This is a genomic window from Bacillus velezensis (genome assembly GCF_001461825.1).
GTDB classification, from domain to species: Bacteria; Bacillota; Bacilli; order Bacillales; family Bacillaceae; genus Bacillus; species Bacillus velezensis.
In genome coordinates, this window is sequence record NZ_LLZC01000002.1 from 1 (window position 1) to 15,639 (window position 15,639).

The window sequence follows — 15,639 nt, forward strand, 5'->3', positions numbered from 1 at the left end:
TAGGACGCCGCCAAGCTTTTTTATTTTATCTACCATGTTTTTGTTTATGAAGCTTATAATATTCCGCAGTAGCTCAGTGGTAGAGCTATCGGCTGTTAACCGATCGGTCGTAGGTTCGAGTCCTACCTGCGGAGCCATTGCTTCCATAGCTCAGCAGGTAGAGCACTTCCATGGTAAGGAAGAGGTCAGCGGTTCGAGCCCGCTTGGAAGCTTATCTAAAATACGTTGATCTGAAACAGTTTCCGCATGTTATGGAACTGTTATTTTTTTTGTCTAAAAATGATTTGGGTGGCAGAGAGGTGGCAAATTAGCAATTACCTTTAAGATGTTCTTAATAATTTGTTGATTGCGTCTGCCACTAGCGTATCCGATTCTTGGCCGGCATGAGTATAGACATTCAATGTAGTCTGTACATTTGCGTGACCCAGACGTTGAGAAATTGCTTTGATGTTTAATCCCGGCACTTTTCCAATTTGATTTATCAGCATGGTCGCATGGGAATGACGCATGTCATGTAGCCGGCCAGGCTTAATTTTATGTCTTTGAACAAACCTTTGCCAATAGGTATTAGGTGATGTTGGGTATTGGGGTTTCCCTAAGTCTCCCCCAAACAATAAAAGTTTTTCTGTCCCTTGCCAGAGTTCCCCTAACATCAACCGATTTCTCTTTATTTCCCGTAATAAAATCGCTGCTTCTTTCATTACATCTGCAGGCATTGTGATTTTACGGAATGAGTTACTTTTGGGTTCTTTAAATCTGTATCCATTCTTTTTCGTATATTGTAATGACTCATCAATTCTAACTTCGTTTGTGTCAAAGAACAAATCCGATTCATCAATGGCTAACAGTTCACCTTTCCGAAAACCACCGGTAAAGGCGAACTTAATCATAACCCTGTTTCTCAGCGGTGCATGCTCATCGAGTAAATGGAAGATCTCCTTGATTTCTTCTTCAGTATAAATGTCATACTCTTTATATTTCTGTTTTGGACGTTTAACACTTTGAGCTGGATTCTCATCTATGATATGCCATTCTGCAGCTCTTCCTAATATATCTCTTATGATCCGATATCTAGCGTGAACACTTGATGTTGAAACGTTATTTTCTTCTTGGTATTCATCTAAGAAATTTAGAATATGAATTGGTTTAATCTCATCTAAGTACATATCACCAAAGTATGGCAAAATTTCTTTTCCCATAATATATTCATAAGTTTCAATCGTCTGATCATCTAAATGTTGAAGGGCATATTTTTTCTCCCAGTCTTTTATAAACATCCTAAAAGTTCTTTTTCCAGGTGTTATATATGCGCCGGCTTCAATTTCTGTTTTGAATTTATACCATTCGCTCTCAAGATATTGGCGAAGCTTCTTTTTAGTTTTCAATAAGGCTGGATCATCTATTTTTATAGTTTTTACTTTCCGTTTACGTTTGCTCTTAGTGCCAATATCAACGACTAAACGGAAAGATTTATCATTTCTTTTTTCAATAGTTGGCATATAAGATCTCCTCCTCCGTATATTTTTGAGTTAGGAAAGCATGATATTTAAAACTAAATAGCTTGCGGAGATACATATCTAGGCGTATCTCTGCGAATGGATACGTAACTTGAAATAAGTTGGATATGTAGGCTATTGCCTCTCGTTTGGAAGCCGGTAAAACGAGATTCCTCAACATAAAAGTGGGAACAGCGAAGTGATACATAAAAGCATTTGCCTGATTCTCCTGCAGCTCCCTAAATAGGGATGGGATCTTGTATTGAACACCGACATGATTAATGTGATGGCAGAGTTCATGGCAAAAATCTTCCCATTGCTTCTTTTTAGACATACGTGAATCAAGGATAATACAAGCCATCCCCAGTAATTTCACAGCTACACTCTTTTCATTTTTGTAGTAAATTAATATCTTTAATCGTTCTGCGATTTTTTCTAAGTCTCCAGTTCCTGGCTCAGTAATTCCTATACCGGAATAAATAGATCTAATTCTTTCTTCAAGTAATGATAGTTGAAACAAAATAAATCCTCCTGCAGTAACTACAAACCTATGTTCGGTTTTTTGTTTAAAAGAAAAGCCTGAAAAAGCAGGCTCATTTTAATGATCTAAGTTAATCTTTATATCTATTTTATCCCCTAGTGCTGTAGCATTCTCATCGCTTGGGGATGCAACCCTTAGACGAATTGAATCTAAATTTTCTATATCATCTTCATTTTGAAAGATATAAAAAACAGATCCACTGTCTTTCACTTTCCCAATATACTCTCCTAGAAGGTCGTCGCTTTCATCAAGAGAAGGTTCCTCAACTTGTACTCCGGTGCTTGTAGCAAGTTTTATACTATCTGGAGTGAAATTCACTACTCCATCAGATGTATTCTTCGCTTCCAGTTCAAGTTCAATAAAAGGCGTTTTCTCATTAGCCACCGCTGCAATTACTCTTTTCACAGTAAGTTGCATAGGGCCGGATTTAGCTGTGGTTTCTTTATTGCTTATGGCCGTTACTTTTGCTGTTCCACCATCAATTTCATATACATCTCCAACTTCATTGGGCCCGTTTTCGGAAATATCCTGACTCTCCGACGAGCTATTATCAGGAACACTGCTTTTGTTCCCGGAAGATGAAGAAGAAGACTCTTCACTATTTTTGCAGGCTGTGAGTAACACGAGCGAAGCAATCAATAGCAAAGTCCCCAACCTCTTAAACAATTTTTGTCCCCCTTTTGATTTTCTTTATATCTCAATCAATTTACTTATTCGTGAACAGTTTATTTTACAGTACACGCTTACCGCAAAGCCTTGGTAATTATATGTTTTCATGGGGCTGAAAATTTTTAATTTAACAGTTAATTTTCTTTTTGTTAAACAAATGCTAAACAAATGTTTTACCAAAAGAAGAATTAAGAAGTTAAGAATTAAGAAGTGGAGAATGATTGTCTGCTATTCATCGAACCCTTTTTTGAGAAGATACTCTAAAAGCTCTTTCGCTTGTTCCTTGGTGATTTTTCCGTCACGGCCAGCAATTAAAGTTTCAGGGTCATTTAAGAGTTCATCTATTTTTGAGTCATGGGAGTCACCTTTTAGAAGGTAGTCTGTAGAGACATCCAATACTTTAGATAAACTAATAATTTCTGAATCAGTAATAGGGCGAGTACCTTTTTCTATACGGTTCATAACAGCATAATTTAGGTTTACACGGCGAGCCAACTCCCTTTGGGACCAGCCTTTTCTTTCTCTTAATAAAACGATCCGATCACCTATATTCAATGTTTTCACCACTTTCCAAGTAAGACAAATGATATCACGTTTCCGATATGGAAACAAAAAAAGTTTCTAAATTGTAAACAAAAATCGTTGACATTTCTGTTTTAGAAATGTATTATGTGATTACAGTGTTTCTGAAACAGAAACGAAAGGAGTGAAGAAATGCAGCAGCTTAATTTAATTTTCATCAAGAATAGACGTAAAGAATTAAAAATCTCTCTGCAATATATGGCGACAAAATTAGGTTTCAAAACTGGCTCAAGTTATTTGAAATATGAGCAAGGCCTATACGCTTTTAAAGCTGAACAATTGCCGATCTTAGCACACCATTTACAATGCAAAATAACAGATTTTTTTGCAGAAAACGTTTCTGATTTAGAAACAAGTAGTGCTTAAGGGATTTCGTAATGAGAAATAAACCGTTAATCCCTAAAAATAATGATTAATGGTGAGGTGTGAAATTTTGCAACGAACAGCATTAAGCCCTCAAGAAACAGCTGCTTTTTTGGGGGTTCATAAAGAAACCATTTATAGCATGGTAAGAAACAACCAAATCCCTCATTTTAGGGTGGGGAGGAAGATTTTCTTTAGGGTTGATTCACTCAATGCATGGATAAAAGAACAGGAAGAAAACAGCGTGCTTACTATTGAAATGTAGATTTCTTCCACCTAAGAGTACAACATGCTCCGACACAAATCTGTTCTGTTTCAGAACATGTTCCATTTTGGAACATTGAGGGGGGGTGAACAAGTTGAAATTAGGGGCACTACTTCGAAGCACACGGGAGCGGGCGGGTCTTTCTCAAGAACATCTAGCTGAATTACTACACCGATCCCGCAGCTGTATATCAAAATTTGAAAACGACAAAAAATCTTTAGATGTTCCTACATACGTACGATGGATGGAAGCGACAAATGCAAAGGAGGCTATGATTGCAACGTTATGCGGCATTGATCCGAGTGCAGTCGCTCAAAGCATCCAAAACATCATGACTCTATTTGGAGGTTGAAATGAAAAACGAAATGGAAAAGCCAGTCTATACGGGCATTCATCATAGTGGAATAACACTGGAAATGATCTGTATTGAAACATTGCACACAAGAATCATGGAAGCGTTAAAAACGGGAGACACAGCTAAAGCGTTTGAGGCTCATAAAGATGTGTTGCGTTCGTTGATCCAGATCAAACGATATCAGACTGCCGAACGAGTGGAAAAGTTGAAGGCATCATCAAAAATAGTATCTGTCCAGTATCCGGAATCATTAAAAAAATTGAGAGGAATGGTTTGAAATGAAATTTGTCTTGTCTGTCAGCAAAGTCATGAAGGGGCGCCAAGTTAGAGAAAAGATTGAGGAGTCACGTGAAAATCCTGCGAAATTATACTTAGCAGACGCTGAAGCGAGAAAAGAATGTCAAATCAGAATGGAACAAATAAAAAAGCAGCAAGCCGGCACGCTCACTGCATAAAACAAATGTTCGTATCTATTATACCGCTCTTTTGAGAGCACGGCAAGTTTGTTCTTGTCGTCAGGCCAGGGGGAGAGGCGCTATCCCACAACCCCCTTGACTTTGTCTCTTTCTCTGGTCTGACGATGCGTGCAAGCATCAGAAAGGAGTGTGAGTAAATTGGGTAATACGTTTGACGCTGTGGAGGACTTAGTCGCGGCAACAAAAATTATCGGCGAGCTCCGTGCAGATATGTCGATTGTGAAGACAATGGCATCCTTATTGGCAGAGAGTAAAGATATTAACGTTCTGCAGAATACATTGAACAAAATATCTGATGACATTTCAGCATCACTGGCAAAACACAAATTTTAAGCATTAAAAAAGCTCACTGTGCAGAGTGAGCTTCGGAAGGTGTTGCAATCTTTGGTACTACCAAGTTTACTTTATCACCTTCCAAAAATCAAATATTGGAGGTCTTTGACAAATGAACGAAGTTTTTTACACTGAGCCATTTAGCGAGAATTATCGCGATCAGGTCAATCTGGCATCTGCCGGGGGATCTATCTCTTTTGATATTCAAGGGAATGCGGCTTTTCGTTTTCCTACTGCCGCCGCTCGTGAGGAATATCGCGCTCTTAAACAAAGAGCTGAAGGAGGCGGCAACAAATGAAAAAGGAAATGAAGCTATTGAAGTTGGAACTGCTGAATTTCAAGGGTGTTAAGCAATTCACCCTTGATACTCAAGGTGAGAATGCCAAGGTGTACGGAGATAATGCCACTGGTAAAACAACCCTATTTGATGCCTTCATCTGGCTGCTGTTTGACAAAGACAGTCAAAACAAAAAGGATTTTCAAATTAAGACACTGACAAAAGAAAATGAACCGGTATCCGGATTGAATCATGAGGTAACAGGAGTTTTCGTTGTTGACGGTAGTCATCTCACTCTTAAAAAAGTTTATTCCGAGAAATGGACGAGAAAGCGCGGCAGCAGTCAGGCTGTATTTTCTGGCCATACCACAGATTATTTTATTGATGGTGTGCCGGCAAAGAAAAAAGAGTTCAATGATCGTGTAAATGGGATCATTTCGGAAGATATTTTCCGCCTTGTCACTTCTCCATCATTTTTCAATGAACAAATGAAATGGCAGGACAGACGAAAGATTCTCCTTGAAATTTGCGGTGACATTACGCAAGAAGAAGTTTTTAAAGCGAATCCATCCGTAAAGGCTTTAGAGAGCATCTTAAACAAACGATCAATTGAGGATCACAGAAAAGTAATCTCGGCCAAACAAGCGAAGATAAATAAAGAGTTGAAGGCGATTCCTGTCAGGATTGATGAAGCGCTCCGGTCGGTCGAGGATATATCTGACCTAAATGAACAGGAATTAAACGACGAAATCAATTGTCTCCAAAATGATATCGATTTGTTGGATGATCAGCTGCAATCCGCTCGAAATGGAGAGGCGGTATCGGAAAAAAGAAATGCCATCCTGCATATAGAGAACGAGCTTCAGGAAATGAAAAATGCTCATCAGGAGAAAGAATACAGCAATATCAGGGCACTGAAAGAAAAACTGTTCTCAGTAAAAAATAAGCTGGAGGAAATTTCTCTGGAGATTAAATCGAATACCCGTCAGCTGTCGCTTGAAAAAGACAACCAGGAAAGATTAACTGCGGAAATCCAGTCGCTGCGCCAGAATTGGCTCGATAAGAATGAGGAAACGTTTGATCAGCATCAAACTGAATGCCCTACATGCGGCCAGGCATTACCGCCGGAACAGGTTGAACAAGCGAAAGAGAATTTCAATTCTCACAAAAGCAGTGAATTAGAAAAAATTAATGAGCGGGGTAAATCGCGTAGCGAAGAGCTGAAGAGATCAGAAGACATAATTGCAGAAATAGAGTCATCCGCTCAAAAACTGCAGAAGGATTATGAGAGCAAAAGTGAGGAATGGTCACAACTTGATACTGAAATCAAGGCGGCCGAGAGCAACATGTCAGATATCACCACGGATGATGCTTACAAAAACAAACAATCAGAAATTGATAGCATCCGTAAACAGATTGAGCAATTGGAGTCATCAAAGAACGAAGCAATTCAATTGATCAAAGATGATATTAACGGCAAAAAACAGGAGATGCTGCTGCTTCAAAAAGATTTGGCGAAAATTTCGCATTCTAAAAAAGTGAACAAGCGGATCATGCAGCTTGAAGAGGAACAGAAGGGCTTAGCCGAGGAGTATGAAGGGCTTCAGCATCAACTCTATTTGACTGAGGAATTTGTTCGTACAAAGGTAGATCTCCTGGAAGAAAAAATAAACAACAAATTCAAATTTGCCCGCTTTAAGCTCTTTAAGAGTCAGATCAATGGAGGTCTTGAAGAGACGTGCGAAACGCTATATGAAGGCATTCCGTACTCTTCCGGCTTGAACAACGCCGCCCGAATAAATGTTGGACTGGACATCATTAATACCCTTAATGAGCATTACGGCATTTCTGCTCCAATCTTCGTAGATAACTCTGAAGCGGTGACTAAATTGATCGATACAAATTCACAGATTCTCAGTCTGATTGTCTCTGAAAAAGACAAGCAGCTGCGGATTGAATTAGAAGATAGTACGCTCATTCCAGTGGATTGTGAGGTAAGTGCATGAGTGAAATTGTCACAGTAACAGTAGTTACGGGGAAAGGTTGGGAAGATCAACGCCGTGAAACCTTGCGTATAAATTCGGAAGAGATTATGCATGTGGGTCCGCTTTCTGAATGTCCAGAAGATGCGATTTTAGAAAGAGATTTAGTCGGACCCTCCGACTTTGCTGAACTGCTTAAAAATTTTCTAATTGAGCATAAGGGAAAACAGGTGAAATTTGTGTACGAGGATGAGGAGGATTCAAATGAGTAATCAACAAGTAGCAAATACAACGAAGAAGAGCACTGTGGTCGATCAAGTAGCTGCAAAAGTTCAGACGTTTCAGGAAAATGGGGAGATTCATTTCCCCCCTTCATATTCACCGGATAACGCCTTGAAATCGGCATATCTCATGCTACAGAACACGAAAACCGGTAAACAAGATGGGAACCGACCTGTACTCGATGTTTGTACAAAGGAGAGCGTTGCTAATGCACTGCTAGACATGGTTGTGCAGGGTCTTAACCCGATGAAGAAGCAAGGATACTTTATCGCTTATGGGAATACACTGACTTTTCAACGTTCGTATATGGGAACAATGGCTGTAACAAAAAGAGTGGCTAAGGTTAAAGAGATAAATGCTCAAGTCATCTATGAAGGTGATGACGTTGAGTATGAGATCGAAAAAGCGAAAATTACAAATTTCAAACATAAAACCAAATTTGGAAATATCAATAAAGATAAGATCATGGGTGCTTATTGTGTACTTGAATTTGAAAATGATACTGACTATATAGAACTCATGACAATTGATGAAATCAGAAAAGCATGGAGTAAAGCGCAATTTTGGGGAAAAGATCAAACCGCAGAGAAGAAAGGATCGACACATGATGACTATAAGCAGGAGATGGCAAAGAAGACCGTAATAAATCGGGCCTGCAAACGGTTTTTAAATAGCTCAGACGATGAAAGCCTTCTGATGAATACTATTCAAAAATCAGATGATACAGCAATTGAGGAAGCCACAAAGGCCGAGATTGAGGAGAACGCAAATTCTGAGGTTTTGGACATGCAATATGAAGAAGTTTCAGAGACTCAATCCGGGGACGAGCTTAGGGAAGAACCGGCGGTAGAAGCAAAGACTGAAGCTCCAGAGAACAAACCCTCTGCTTTTGAGAACGGACCAGACTTTTGATTGAAATTACAGCCCTGTCATCAAGCAGTAAGGGGAATTGCTATCGGGTTACCGATGGTAAGACCCCGCTTCTTTTGGAATGCGGCATCAGCTTTAAACAGATGCAAAAAGGCTTTCAGTTTAGAATGTCTCAATTCGCTGGCTGCCTTGTCTCTCATGAACATGGGGACCACTGCAAAGCTATTAAGGATGTTCTGAACGCCGGCATTGATTGTTATATGTCTCCTGGGACGGCCGGAGCAATTGGCCTCACTCATAACAGAATTAAGCCTGTGCCCGTAAAACAGCCGTTTAAGGTTGGTTCCTGGTCTATTATGCCCTTTGACGTGCAGCACGATGTAGCGGAGCCGTATGGCTTCCTATTGGCGAATGACGCCGGGGATAAACTGCTTTTCGCCACTGATACCTATTACATACGCTATAGGTTCCCTGGTCTCACTCATATCATGGTGGAATGCAATTACTCAGAGGAGATATTGAATGAAAATATTGAGAGCGGCATTACCGCTCCCGCCATGAAAAAGCGCCTTTTACAATCTCATTTTAGTTTAGAAAACGTCAAGAAATTTTTAATGGCCAATGATTTAAGCAAAGTACAGGAGATATGGCTGCTTCATCTTTCAGAATCAAACAGCGACGAAAAGATCTTTAAAGAAGACATCATGAAATTGACAGGAAAGGTTGTCTATATCCCGTGAGTGAACTGATTAAAACTACGTATCCTTATTGCTATGTGTTTTTGGCACAGACTTCTGCTCCGCATATGAGAAAAGCTGTGCTTGAGAATTATATTAAGACATTCATGAGCAAGTATGAGCCGAGCCTTGAATATGTGGCTATTAAAGGCACTTACGCTCTTTGTCGAAGAAAATAAACTCTTTGGAGAGGAGGAAGGCTCTTGTCAGGCTGGGTGAAATTATACAAGTCAGTCGTCGATCATGAGATCTTTACAGATAATGTGGGCTTTAGGCTATTTACCTTCTTAATGGCTAAAGCAGCTTATCAGGACGGTATGAAAATAAATGATTATGAATTGAAGAAAGGACAATATATCCGCTCGTATTCAAAACTATGTGATGATTTAGCAGTAAAAAAGGGACGAGGGTTAACCAGATTTACGAGAGCGGCAATTAAGGCTGCAGCTGAAAGGCTTCAAGCAAAAGGCATGATTGCTGCAGAGGAAACGGAATACGGAATGCTCTGGACCATTGTGAACTATTCGAAATTTCAAGGCTCTGAAAGAATCGTAAATGAAGAGAGCTTTTCAGAAAGGCGGCAAATATCCCAACCAATTGATGAGAAACTGTCTCCTTTCCAAAAAATCGAGGAAAAGTACCTGTCCCGAAAGGGCGGCATGTTTACAACCCCATATGATGTGGCTGCCATAAACAGAATCCTTGATCAACAAATTCCAATTGGGGACGTCCTGACTTGGATAGATGAAATATTTGATCGTTACGTTCCTAAGCATCGAGCGGATGGTATCAAATCCTTTACTTACTGTGAGCAAGGTATTTTAGACAGGTGGCACGCTAAACAGAATCCACCTCCAAAAACAAACGTTTCGGAGTTCCGGCCGCGCGGATCAAAACAAGAGGAGAGTTTTGCCGCACTTGAAGCATATGCCAAAGAAAACGGCATTTCGATGGGGTGATCATATTGAAAAAAGAAGAAGCAATGAAAATTCTAAGGCGGCTCTCCGCCGCGTATACCCGCTTTGATTTAACAGGGGATGTGGGTATGGAGCGGATTGGATTATGGATGGAGCATCTGACTGAAATGCCGTTCAAACCTGTTTATGACAAAGTCAATGAGCATATTTCTAATAAACCATTTCCTCCGACTATCTCAGAAATTAAAGTCAAACAACCAGAGAAAAATGAGTTTTTAGAGCAACAGAAAGAGTGGGAACGGAATGCAAAACATGCTAAAAAACCTTGAAGCAGAAGAGAGCCTGTTGGGCTGTATCCTTGTTGAAAATGAATTGATTAAGGAAACCACCTTGGAGCCGAAACACTTCGCAGATGAGCGGCATAAACGGATTTTTAAGGCTATGCGAGATGTAGATTCCTCTGGCCAGCCTGTTGAAATCGTGACGGTGGTTACAGAGTTAGGAGAAACTGTCGAAGCGATCGGCGGCACCGGCTATCTTGTCGATTTAGCCAGTGCTGTTCCATCTGTTATTAACTTCGAGACCTATCAGACATTAATCTACGAAGCTTTTAAACTGCGTGATATGCAAAAGGCCGCTCTTGATTTTGCAAATAATCCAAGCGATGAGGGAATTTTGCAGGTTTATCAGAAGACCGTGGAGCTGCAGGAGATCGGTGTTACAAATAAACGAACTAAGATGGATGTTTTAACCGAGATTTACGAAGACATGTATCAAGAAAAAGGAGAAATAACAGGTGTGGAATCCGGTTTGGCCGATTTAGATGCTATGACTGGCGGCTGGCAGGACAGTGATTTAATTATCGTAGCTGCCCGGCCTTCTATGGGAAAGACTGCTTTCGCTCTAAGTTTGGCGCAGAATGCAGCGCTAAAAGGTGGGGTTGTCGATGTTTTTTCTTTGGAGATGTCCGACCGTCAACTCGTTAACCGGATGCTCAGCAATTTAGGTTCAATCGAGGGTACAAAATGGAGAAACCCGCACAAGTATTTCAGTGAAAAAGACTATGAAAATGCAAATCGGGCCATTGGTGAATATGAAAAATTAGACATCTATATTCATGATAAACCGTCACAGTCAGTGGCTGATATTCGTTCTGCCATTCGGAAGACCAAAAAGGACCACCCGGACAAAAAACATTTGGTTGTGATTGATTATCTTCAATTAATCCGACCTATCGGCAAATTTGAAACGAAAAACTTAGAGGTCGCAAGCATAACGGGCGAATTGAAGAACATAGCCCGGACCTTCAATGTGCCAATCATTCTTCTTTCTCAACTTTCTCGCGGCGTTGAGCAGCGGCAAGATAAGCGGCCGATGATGTCTGACCTTCGAGATTCAGGCAGCATTGAGCAGGATGCCGATATCGTTAGTTTTCTCTACAGGGATGACTATTACGATAAACAAAGCGATCTGAAAAACGTAGTGGAAATCATTTTTGCAAAACAAAGAAACGGATCCGTCGGCACTGTCATGGCTGCCTTTATTAAAGAGTACGGACGATTCTTAAACCTTGATAGACAAATGGAAGCCCTTGTGGGTTAAAAAGGAGCGGTTTTATGCCAAATAATGAAGTGGAGAAGCGGAGAGAATTTCTAATCAATGAATTGATTCGGTATGGCTATTCCATTGAAAAAGGAGCGGACTTGAGCCATTTGACGCTATTCGATCTGGAGAACCTCACAATTCAAGTAAAATGCCAGTTTGGCCGCAAGCTATCCGAAGAGGAGGAATCCTGCTGATGTACACCGTCCTGGCACTCATTTACGTGGTAAAGGAAGGCGAACAGCAGGAAATGATCATACAGCAGTGGATTCAGGATGACGGGAGGTAACAGCATGATCCAATTTACTATTTATGGGGAGCCAGTTGCACAGGGGCGCCCCAGGGCAGCCACAAGAAACGGCATGACCAGGTTATATGATCCAAAGAAATCAAGGGATTTTAAGCAATACGTTAAACTTGCCGCCTCAGATCATCGGCCAAGTTCCTTGCTGACGGGCCCGCTTGAGTTAAGAGTCAAGGTCTATAAATCTACCTTGAAGAGTTTCAGTAAGAAAAAAGCGGCTGAAGCTGAACAAGGATTACTAAGACCCAGCAAAAAGCCTGATGTGGACAATTATATAAAGGGCATTAAAGACGGCTTAAATAAAGTCCTCTGGCATGATGACAGTCAAATTGTAGACCTCCATGTCAGTAAGTATTACAGCCAAAACCCAAGAATCGAAATTCTAGTAAAACCACTATCACAAGAGGAGGAACAATTATGTCTTTCGTTGACTTCAAAGGAATCGTAAAAAAGGTGAACCACAAACCCAAAGGAATTACCGAGGTCGTTCTGGAGGTCCCAACTAAAGAGGTAGGAAGCGGCATTCAAAATTTAGCCGAGATGATTGATAAGGACGTTCAGGCGCAACTGGAGAGCGAGGTTGTACAGTTTAATGTACAAGTCAACGCGCTCACCGATCGCCCGATTATTAATTACACAGTTGGCTCTGATGGAATTGTAAAGGTAGCAGATCCGGAACCAGAACAACTTGAGGCAAACCTCGGGCTTCCTAAAGAGAAGCCAAAAATCGAAGAAGTAACAGAGGAAATCGAGAGAAAGGTTGTTGACTCCTTCATTACTGAAGATATGGCCCCGATCCTTGATGGATTCCCTGTATACATTACTGAAATGGCTAAGCGGCGCATAGAGGGTGAATCATACCGGAAGATTGCGAATGATTATGTAATGTCTGCAGAGGGCCTTATAGACCTTATCAACGAGTACAGAAAAGAAGTTGCTCCGTATGCTCAAGCTTGGTGGGACTGGAAGCAGGATCAGGAAGCGGAGGCAGAGCCGATGGAAAAGCAGGCGCCGCGTGTTCCTCTTGATGAAGCTGATAAACCCGAGCCGTCAACCGAGGATGAAAAAGAGGATGAGAATAAGGACGAGGACGAACACGGAGCGGCATAAATGGGGAGAAGGAAAAAGCAGCCGCGTTGGTATCTGCTGTTTCGCATAGAGGATGGACAAGCTGTCCACCTCTATGAACCTTTAAAGAAATACGAGCTGGTGAGCCGGATCCGGAATGGATGGAGGGTAAGAAGATGACAGAGAAGAGAAAAAAGCTCTTAGAAAAATTGAGTGATTTCCGCATGGTTCCTGGCCATGGTCCTGATCTTTCCGCGATGACAGATGAGCAATTAGAAAAACAACTATGGTTTTTAGAAACTGCTTTCAAGACGGCTTGGGAAGAAGCAGATAATGAGGACGGTGATGATATATGAGCGTAAGACATCATCTGAAAATCTTACCGGAATATTTTAAAGCGCTGAAGGATGGCCGAAAAACTTTTGAAATAAGGCACGATGATAGAGGATTTAAGGAAGGGGATACCCTCTCTCTAAATGAATGGCAGGACGGATACACTGGCCGCTCAATTGAAGTAGAAGTGACATACGTTACAGATTTTGAACAGAAGTCAGGCAATGTCGTTCTCGGCATTAAAAAGAAAGTAGGAGAAGGCGATGATTGAGATATTTGAAGGTGATTGGGTAAGAGCAAAGGGGAACGGGATCGTCGTAACGGGATATGTAGAGGAAATCAGAAGGAACTCAGTTGTTATCCGCCTTGTAGATGGAGAAATAATAAATGCTTCAAGCCGGGTAGTGAAGAAGATGGATGACACGCTGCATGCCGAAGACCTTGATACAATGATTGATTTTTCCTTATTTATGGGGGATGAAGAATGGTTTCGGGAATTGTCTGAACTGAAATACAAACGCGGTGCCCGTATAACATAAAAAAACCGCAGCACAAGGCCCCGGTTTTAGTTAATCTCGACAATTAATTATAACACGGGGAGTGCTGCAATATGAACAGACCTGAAAAAATTGAAAATTTACATCAACTTTCCGTTAAGGACTTAATGGAAGATCAAAAAACGAAGCTGATCATCTTGGATGGCTCAAGCGGGTCAGCCTATCTTGTAGATACACCGGAATATGGAAAGACCATTGTACAGACAGCCAATAGCAAGCACACAAAGCTGAATTACGATTATGGCTTCTTGCCGTAACGCGGAGGGGAACTCCCCTCTTTTTTTGGAGGAATGTTTATGGCCATGAAGGGAGAATGTCTCAGCGCAGACATTACACCGCTTGAAAAAGGAAAAGAGTATTTCCTCTTTCCTTTAGGAGAAAGTCATTTCTACGTATCAAAATTTAACAATGTAAACGCCCATTGCGGAGCCTATCAAAAGAAACTATTCCGGATAACTGATGCCAGTCAGAGTGAAGTGCCTGAACCGAATGAATGGCATCAAATGAGTTTGTTTTGATTCCAAATCAAATAGCAGGGACATTCCCTGCGGGGAGGAAACGGAAATGAGTGAGAGAGTTGAACGGTTAAAACAGCTTACTTACATCCCACAAAAGGAAATAGGATGGCTTCTTGAACAAGCTGAACTGGCTGACAAACAGCGGGCTATCATTGAGGAACACCAGCGCCAGCAGGACATTGCGGTCAATCAATTTCGGCAGGCTCAAAAGGACATTCAGCATCTAAGCGGGGAAAGGAGCAGATACAAGAAGGCTTTACAGCAAACTATTAAGAATATGCAATTCACTATAACGGTTGCCCAAAATGAATTGGAGGGGGAAGCAAAATGAATGAATTGGGAGTGAGAAGACATGGACGGAAGATATAAGCGGTTTATCGTATTCGGCTATGATTTGTTTTACCCGAGCGGCGCCCTGTCTGATAGCATATTTGACTTTGATTCAATCGACGAACTGACAGAACAAACACGAAACACACCTGAAAGATTTTTATACGACACTTTGGAGATATTCGACTTGCAAGAACGAAAAATCATCTGGGAAGGCGGTTCGAGTATCTCTTACCGAGATTTAAAAAAGATTGAAGAGATGATGAAGGAGGATGCACAATCATGAAAAAACGATTCAAATCAATCATGCTATCAGCAGTATTACTTACGGGAGCCGCGGCCGTTGCGCCGTCTGCTTCCGCCGCATGGTCCGGTTGGCAAAATGAATCCGGGTACAGCGGCCGGGTGTTTACGGATGCCACGACTTACACGGCCGGCGCCTCAACGGTGGACTGGAAAGCCGAGAAGAAAGGCTCAAGGGCACTTTATTACACGGCTGGCGTGTACAAGAAGCGTAGCGGCGGCGGGCTGACTGATACAAATTTGGTTCAGCGGGGCAGCTTCAAAACGGCAACGCCTCTGAAATCATTCAATGTGAAATCGATCCGGAATAAGACCGGGAAAGGAACCTATGTCATTCAGCTGGACTGCTATTCTGATTCCGGCAAACGGAACTATATCGGAACATTTGAATCAGCGAAATTTTACGTCAAGTGATTCAATTTCGTTACCAAATAAAATGAGCAATTGCGGACATCAGACATTCGGCATAAGGCTGGGTG

The 15,639-nt window shown here is 41.3% G+C and carries 29 protein-coding genes and 2 tRNA genes; 27 read left to right on the top strand and 4 right to left on the bottom strand.

Annotated elements, in window-relative coordinates; translation table 11 throughout:
• Positions 1 to 62 precede the first annotated feature (62 nt).
• Positions 63 to 137: transfer RNA gene (locus AR442_RS00780), tRNA-Asn, on the top strand.
• 2 nt (positions 138 to 139) lie between these two features.
• Positions 140 to 212, top strand: a tRNA-Thr gene (locus AR442_RS00785).
• A 108-nt stretch (positions 213 to 320) separates the two neighbouring features.
• Here AR442_RS00785 and AR442_RS00790 read toward each other — a convergent pair.
• The 4 genes from AR442_RS00790 to AR442_RS00805 all read right to left on the bottom strand — a co-directional run bounded on the left by AR442_RS00790 (position 321) and on the right by AR442_RS00805 (position 3,270).
• Positions 321 to 1,499 carry a tyrosine-type recombinase/integrase gene (locus tag AR442_RS00790; protein ID WP_053285436.1) on the bottom strand — a complete coding sequence of 393 codons (1,179 nt, stop codon included), beginning with the start codon at positions 1,497 to 1,499 and terminating at the stop codon, positions 321 to 323.
• Entirely contained in the window at positions 1,486 to 2,016 is a 531-nt protein-coding gene (locus AR442_RS00795) for an ImmA/IrrE family metallo-endopeptidase (protein ID WP_053285435.1), read from the bottom strand. Before AR442_RS00795 ends, AR442_RS00790 begins: the two co-directional genes overlap by 14 nt.
• Before the next feature lie 78 nt (positions 2,017 to 2,094).
• On the bottom strand, positions 2,095 to 2,703 hold the full coding sequence (locus AR442_RS00800; protein ID WP_053285434.1) for a hypothetical protein: 609 nt from the start codon (positions 2,701 to 2,703) through the stop codon (positions 2,095 to 2,097).
• Between the two features lie 231 nt (positions 2,704 to 2,934).
• Positions 2,935 to 3,270 (bottom strand): helix-turn-helix domain-containing protein, encoded by a 336-nt coding sequence (locus AR442_RS00805; RefSeq protein ID WP_224994200.1) that lies wholly within the window; start codon positions 3,268 to 3,270, stop codon positions 2,935 to 2,937.
• A gap of 150 nt (positions 3,271 to 3,420) precedes the next feature.
• On the opposite strand from AR442_RS00805, the gene AR442_RS00810 reads away from it, so the two are divergent.
• The 25 genes from AR442_RS00810 to AR442_RS00925 all read left to right on the top strand — a co-directional run bounded on the left by AR442_RS00810 (position 3,421) and on the right by AR442_RS00925 (position 15,574).
• Positions 3,421 to 3,654 carry a helix-turn-helix domain-containing protein gene (locus AR442_RS00810; RefSeq protein ID WP_053285433.1) on the top strand — a complete coding sequence of 78 codons (234 nt, stop codon included), beginning with the start codon at positions 3,421 to 3,423 and terminating at the stop codon, positions 3,652 to 3,654.
• A gap of 67 nt (positions 3,655 to 3,721) precedes the next feature.
• Positions 3,722 to 3,916 (top strand): helix-turn-helix domain-containing protein, encoded by a 195-nt coding sequence (locus AR442_RS00815; protein WP_053285432.1) that lies wholly within the window; start codon positions 3,722 to 3,724, stop codon positions 3,914 to 3,916.
• Between the two features lie 85 nt (positions 3,917 to 4,001).
• Entirely contained in the window at positions 4,002 to 4,268 is a 267-nt protein-coding gene (locus AR442_RS00820) for a helix-turn-helix domain-containing protein (RefSeq protein ID WP_038455948.1), read from the top strand.
• A 1-nt stretch (position 4,269) separates the two neighbouring features.
• Positions 4,270 to 4,548, top strand: coding sequence for a hypothetical protein (locus AR442_RS00825; protein ID WP_053285431.1), 279 nt, complete (start codon positions 4,270 to 4,272; stop codon positions 4,546 to 4,548).
• A gap of 1 nt (position 4,549) precedes the next feature.
• Positions 4,550 to 4,726: a hypothetical protein gene (locus tag AR442_RS20555; RefSeq protein WP_162838276.1), complete on the top strand. Its 177-nt coding sequence runs from the start codon at positions 4,550 to 4,552 to the stop codon at positions 4,724 to 4,726.
• Between the two features lie 159 nt (positions 4,727 to 4,885).
• The gene (locus AR442_RS00830; protein WP_053285430.1) at positions 4,886 to 5,080 is read left to right on the top strand and encodes a hypothetical protein; all 195 of its coding nucleotides are present in this window, start codon (positions 4,886 to 4,888) and stop codon (positions 5,078 to 5,080) included.
• 112 nt (positions 5,081 to 5,192) lie between these two features.
• On the top strand, positions 5,193 to 5,378 hold the full coding sequence (locus tag AR442_RS00835) for a hypothetical protein (protein ID WP_053285429.1): 186 nt from the start codon (positions 5,193 to 5,195) through the stop codon (positions 5,376 to 5,378).
• Positions 5,375 to 7,363, top strand: coding sequence for an AAA family ATPase (locus AR442_RS00840; RefSeq protein WP_053285428.1), 1,989 nt, complete (start codon positions 5,375 to 5,377; stop codon positions 7,361 to 7,363). The genes AR442_RS00835 and AR442_RS00840 overlap by 4 nt, the downstream gene beginning before the upstream one ends.
• Positions 7,360 to 7,611, top strand: coding sequence for a hypothetical protein (locus tag AR442_RS00845; protein WP_053285427.1), 252 nt, complete (start codon positions 7,360 to 7,362; stop codon positions 7,609 to 7,611). Before AR442_RS00840 ends, AR442_RS00845 begins: the two co-directional genes overlap by 4 nt.
• Positions 7,604 to 8,533, top strand: a complete 930-nt coding sequence (locus AR442_RS00850; RefSeq protein WP_053285426.1) for a recombinase RecT — start codon at positions 7,604 to 7,606, stop codon at positions 8,531 to 8,533. Before AR442_RS00845 ends, AR442_RS00850 begins: the two co-directional genes overlap by 8 nt.
• Entirely contained in the window at positions 8,530 to 9,231 is a 702-nt protein-coding gene (locus AR442_RS00855) for an MBL fold metallo-hydrolase (protein ID WP_053285425.1), read from the top strand. The genes AR442_RS00850 and AR442_RS00855 overlap by 4 nt, the downstream gene beginning before the upstream one ends.
• A gap of 200 nt (positions 9,232 to 9,431) precedes the next feature.
• Positions 9,432 to 10,187, top strand: coding sequence for a hypothetical protein (locus AR442_RS00860; RefSeq protein WP_053285424.1), 756 nt, complete (start codon positions 9,432 to 9,434; stop codon positions 10,185 to 10,187).
• A 5-nt stretch (positions 10,188 to 10,192) separates the two neighbouring features.
• The gene (locus AR442_RS00865) at positions 10,193 to 10,474 is read left to right on the top strand and encodes a replicative helicase loader/inhibitor (RefSeq protein ID WP_053285423.1); all 282 of its coding nucleotides are present in this window, start codon (positions 10,193 to 10,195) and stop codon (positions 10,472 to 10,474) included.
• The gene (gene dnaB, locus AR442_RS00870; protein WP_053285422.1) at positions 10,449 to 11,747 is read left to right on the top strand and encodes a replicative DNA helicase; all 1,299 of its coding nucleotides are present in this window, start codon (positions 10,449 to 10,451) and stop codon (positions 11,745 to 11,747) included. Before AR442_RS00865 ends, dnaB begins: the two co-directional genes overlap by 26 nt.
• Before the next feature lie 14 nt (positions 11,748 to 11,761).
• Positions 11,762 to 11,944 (top strand): hypothetical protein, encoded by a 183-nt coding sequence (locus AR442_RS00875; RefSeq protein ID WP_053285421.1) that lies wholly within the window; start codon positions 11,762 to 11,764, stop codon positions 11,942 to 11,944.
• A 96-nt stretch (positions 11,945 to 12,040) separates the two neighbouring features.
• Positions 12,041 to 12,499, top strand: a complete 459-nt coding sequence (locus tag AR442_RS00880) for a RusA family crossover junction endodeoxyribonuclease (RefSeq protein ID WP_053285420.1) — start codon at positions 12,041 to 12,043, stop codon at positions 12,497 to 12,499.
• Positions 12,469 to 13,161, top strand: a complete 693-nt coding sequence (locus AR442_RS00885) for a hypothetical protein (protein WP_053285419.1) — start codon at positions 12,469 to 12,471, stop codon at positions 13,159 to 13,161. The genes AR442_RS00880 and AR442_RS00885 overlap by 31 nt, the downstream gene beginning before the upstream one ends.
• A gap of 134 nt (positions 13,162 to 13,295) precedes the next feature.
• Positions 13,296 to 13,475: a hypothetical protein gene (locus AR442_RS00890; protein WP_053285418.1), complete on the top strand. Its 180-nt coding sequence runs from the start codon at positions 13,296 to 13,298 to the stop codon at positions 13,473 to 13,475.
• Positions 13,472 to 13,723, top strand: coding sequence for a DUF3850 domain-containing protein (locus AR442_RS00895; protein ID WP_053285417.1), 252 nt, complete (start codon positions 13,472 to 13,474; stop codon positions 13,721 to 13,723). Before AR442_RS00890 ends, AR442_RS00895 begins: the two co-directional genes overlap by 4 nt.
• On the top strand, positions 13,716 to 13,991 hold the full coding sequence (locus tag AR442_RS00900; RefSeq protein ID WP_053285416.1) for a hypothetical protein: 276 nt from the start codon (positions 13,716 to 13,718) through the stop codon (positions 13,989 to 13,991). The genes AR442_RS00895 and AR442_RS00900 overlap by 8 nt, the downstream gene beginning before the upstream one ends.
• A 71-nt stretch (positions 13,992 to 14,062) precedes the next feature.
• A complete protein-coding gene (locus AR442_RS00905) occupies positions 14,063 to 14,266 on the top strand; it encodes an XtrA/YqaO family protein (RefSeq protein WP_053285415.1) in 204 nt (67 codons plus the stop codon).
• A 39-nt stretch (positions 14,267 to 14,305) separates the two neighbouring features.
• Positions 14,306 to 14,527: a hypothetical protein gene (locus AR442_RS00910; protein ID WP_053285414.1), complete on the top strand. Its 222-nt coding sequence runs from the start codon at positions 14,306 to 14,308 to the stop codon at positions 14,525 to 14,527.
• A gap of 46 nt (positions 14,528 to 14,573) precedes the next feature.
• Entirely contained in the window at positions 14,574 to 14,858 is a 285-nt protein-coding gene (locus tag AR442_RS00915; protein ID WP_053285413.1) for a hypothetical protein, read from the top strand.
• A 21-nt stretch (positions 14,859 to 14,879) separates the two neighbouring features.
• Positions 14,880 to 15,143 (top strand): hypothetical protein, encoded by a 264-nt coding sequence (locus AR442_RS00920; RefSeq protein ID WP_053285412.1) that lies wholly within the window; start codon positions 14,880 to 14,882, stop codon positions 15,141 to 15,143.
• Positions 15,140 to 15,574 carry a hypothetical protein gene (locus AR442_RS00925; protein ID WP_053285411.1) on the top strand — a complete coding sequence of 145 codons (435 nt, stop codon included), beginning with the start codon at positions 15,140 to 15,142 and terminating at the stop codon, positions 15,572 to 15,574. Before AR442_RS00920 ends, AR442_RS00925 begins: the two co-directional genes overlap by 4 nt.
• The last annotated feature ends 65 nt before the right edge of the window (positions 15,575 to 15,639 follow it).

Bases quoted from the DNA above. Each gene is read 5' to 3' on its own strand.
- AR442_RS00790 (WP_053285436.1), bottom strand. From the start codon at position 1,499: ATGCCAACTATTGAAAAAAGAAATGATAAATCTTTCCGTTTAGTCGTT.
- AR442_RS00810 (WP_053285433.1), top strand. From the start codon at position 3,421: ATGCAGCAGCTTAATTTAATTTTCATCAAGAATAGACGTAAAGAATTA.
- AR442_RS00825 (WP_053285431.1), top strand. From the start codon at position 4,270: ATGAAAAACGAAATGGAAAAGCCAGTCTATACGGGCATTCATCATAGT.
- AR442_RS20555 (WP_162838276.1), top strand. From the start codon at position 4,550: ATGAAATTTGTCTTGTCTGTCAGCAAAGTCATGAAGGGGCGCCAAGTT.
- AR442_RS00835 (WP_053285429.1), top strand. From the start codon at position 5,193: ATGAACGAAGTTTTTTACACTGAGCCATTTAGCGAGAATTATCGCGAT.
- AR442_RS00840 (WP_053285428.1), top strand. From the start codon at position 5,375: ATGAAAAAGGAAATGAAGCTATTGAAGTTGGAACTGCTGAATTTCAAG.
- AR442_RS00845 (WP_053285427.1), top strand. From the start codon at position 7,360: ATGAGTGAAATTGTCACAGTAACAGTAGTTACGGGGAAAGGTTGGGAA.
- AR442_RS00850 (WP_053285426.1), top strand. From the start codon at position 7,604: ATGAGTAATCAACAAGTAGCAAATACAACGAAGAAGAGCACTGTGGTC.
- dnaB (WP_053285422.1), top strand. From the start codon at position 10,449: ATGCAAAACATGCTAAAAAACCTTGAAGCAGAAGAGAGCCTGTTGGGC.
- AR442_RS00875 (WP_053285421.1), top strand. From the start codon at position 11,762: ATGCCAAATAATGAAGTGGAGAAGCGGAGAGAATTTCTAATCAATGAA.
- AR442_RS00880 (WP_053285420.1), top strand. From the start codon at position 12,041: ATGATCCAATTTACTATTTATGGGGAGCCAGTTGCACAGGGGCGCCCC.
- AR442_RS00885 (WP_053285419.1), top strand. From the start codon at position 12,469: ATGTCTTTCGTTGACTTCAAAGGAATCGTAAAAAAGGTGAACCACAAA.
- AR442_RS00890 (WP_053285418.1), top strand. From the start codon at position 13,296: ATGACAGAGAAGAGAAAAAAGCTCTTAGAAAAATTGAGTGATTTCCGC.
- AR442_RS00895 (WP_053285417.1), top strand. From the start codon at position 13,472: ATGAGCGTAAGACATCATCTGAAAATCTTACCGGAATATTTTAAAGCG.
- AR442_RS00900 (WP_053285416.1), top strand. From the start codon at position 13,716: ATGATTGAGATATTTGAAGGTGATTGGGTAAGAGCAAAGGGGAACGGG.
- AR442_RS00905 (WP_053285415.1), top strand. From the start codon at position 14,063: ATGAACAGACCTGAAAAAATTGAAAATTTACATCAACTTTCCGTTAAG.
- AR442_RS00910 (WP_053285414.1), top strand. From the start codon at position 14,306: ATGGCCATGAAGGGAGAATGTCTCAGCGCAGACATTACACCGCTTGAA.
- AR442_RS00915 (WP_053285413.1), top strand. From the start codon at position 14,574: ATGAGTGAGAGAGTTGAACGGTTAAAACAGCTTACTTACATCCCACAA.
- AR442_RS00920 (WP_053285412.1), top strand. From the start codon at position 14,880: ATGGACGGAAGATATAAGCGGTTTATCGTATTCGGCTATGATTTGTTT.
- AR442_RS00925 (WP_053285411.1), top strand. From the start codon at position 15,140: ATGAAAAAACGATTCAAATCAATCATGCTATCAGCAGTATTACTTACG.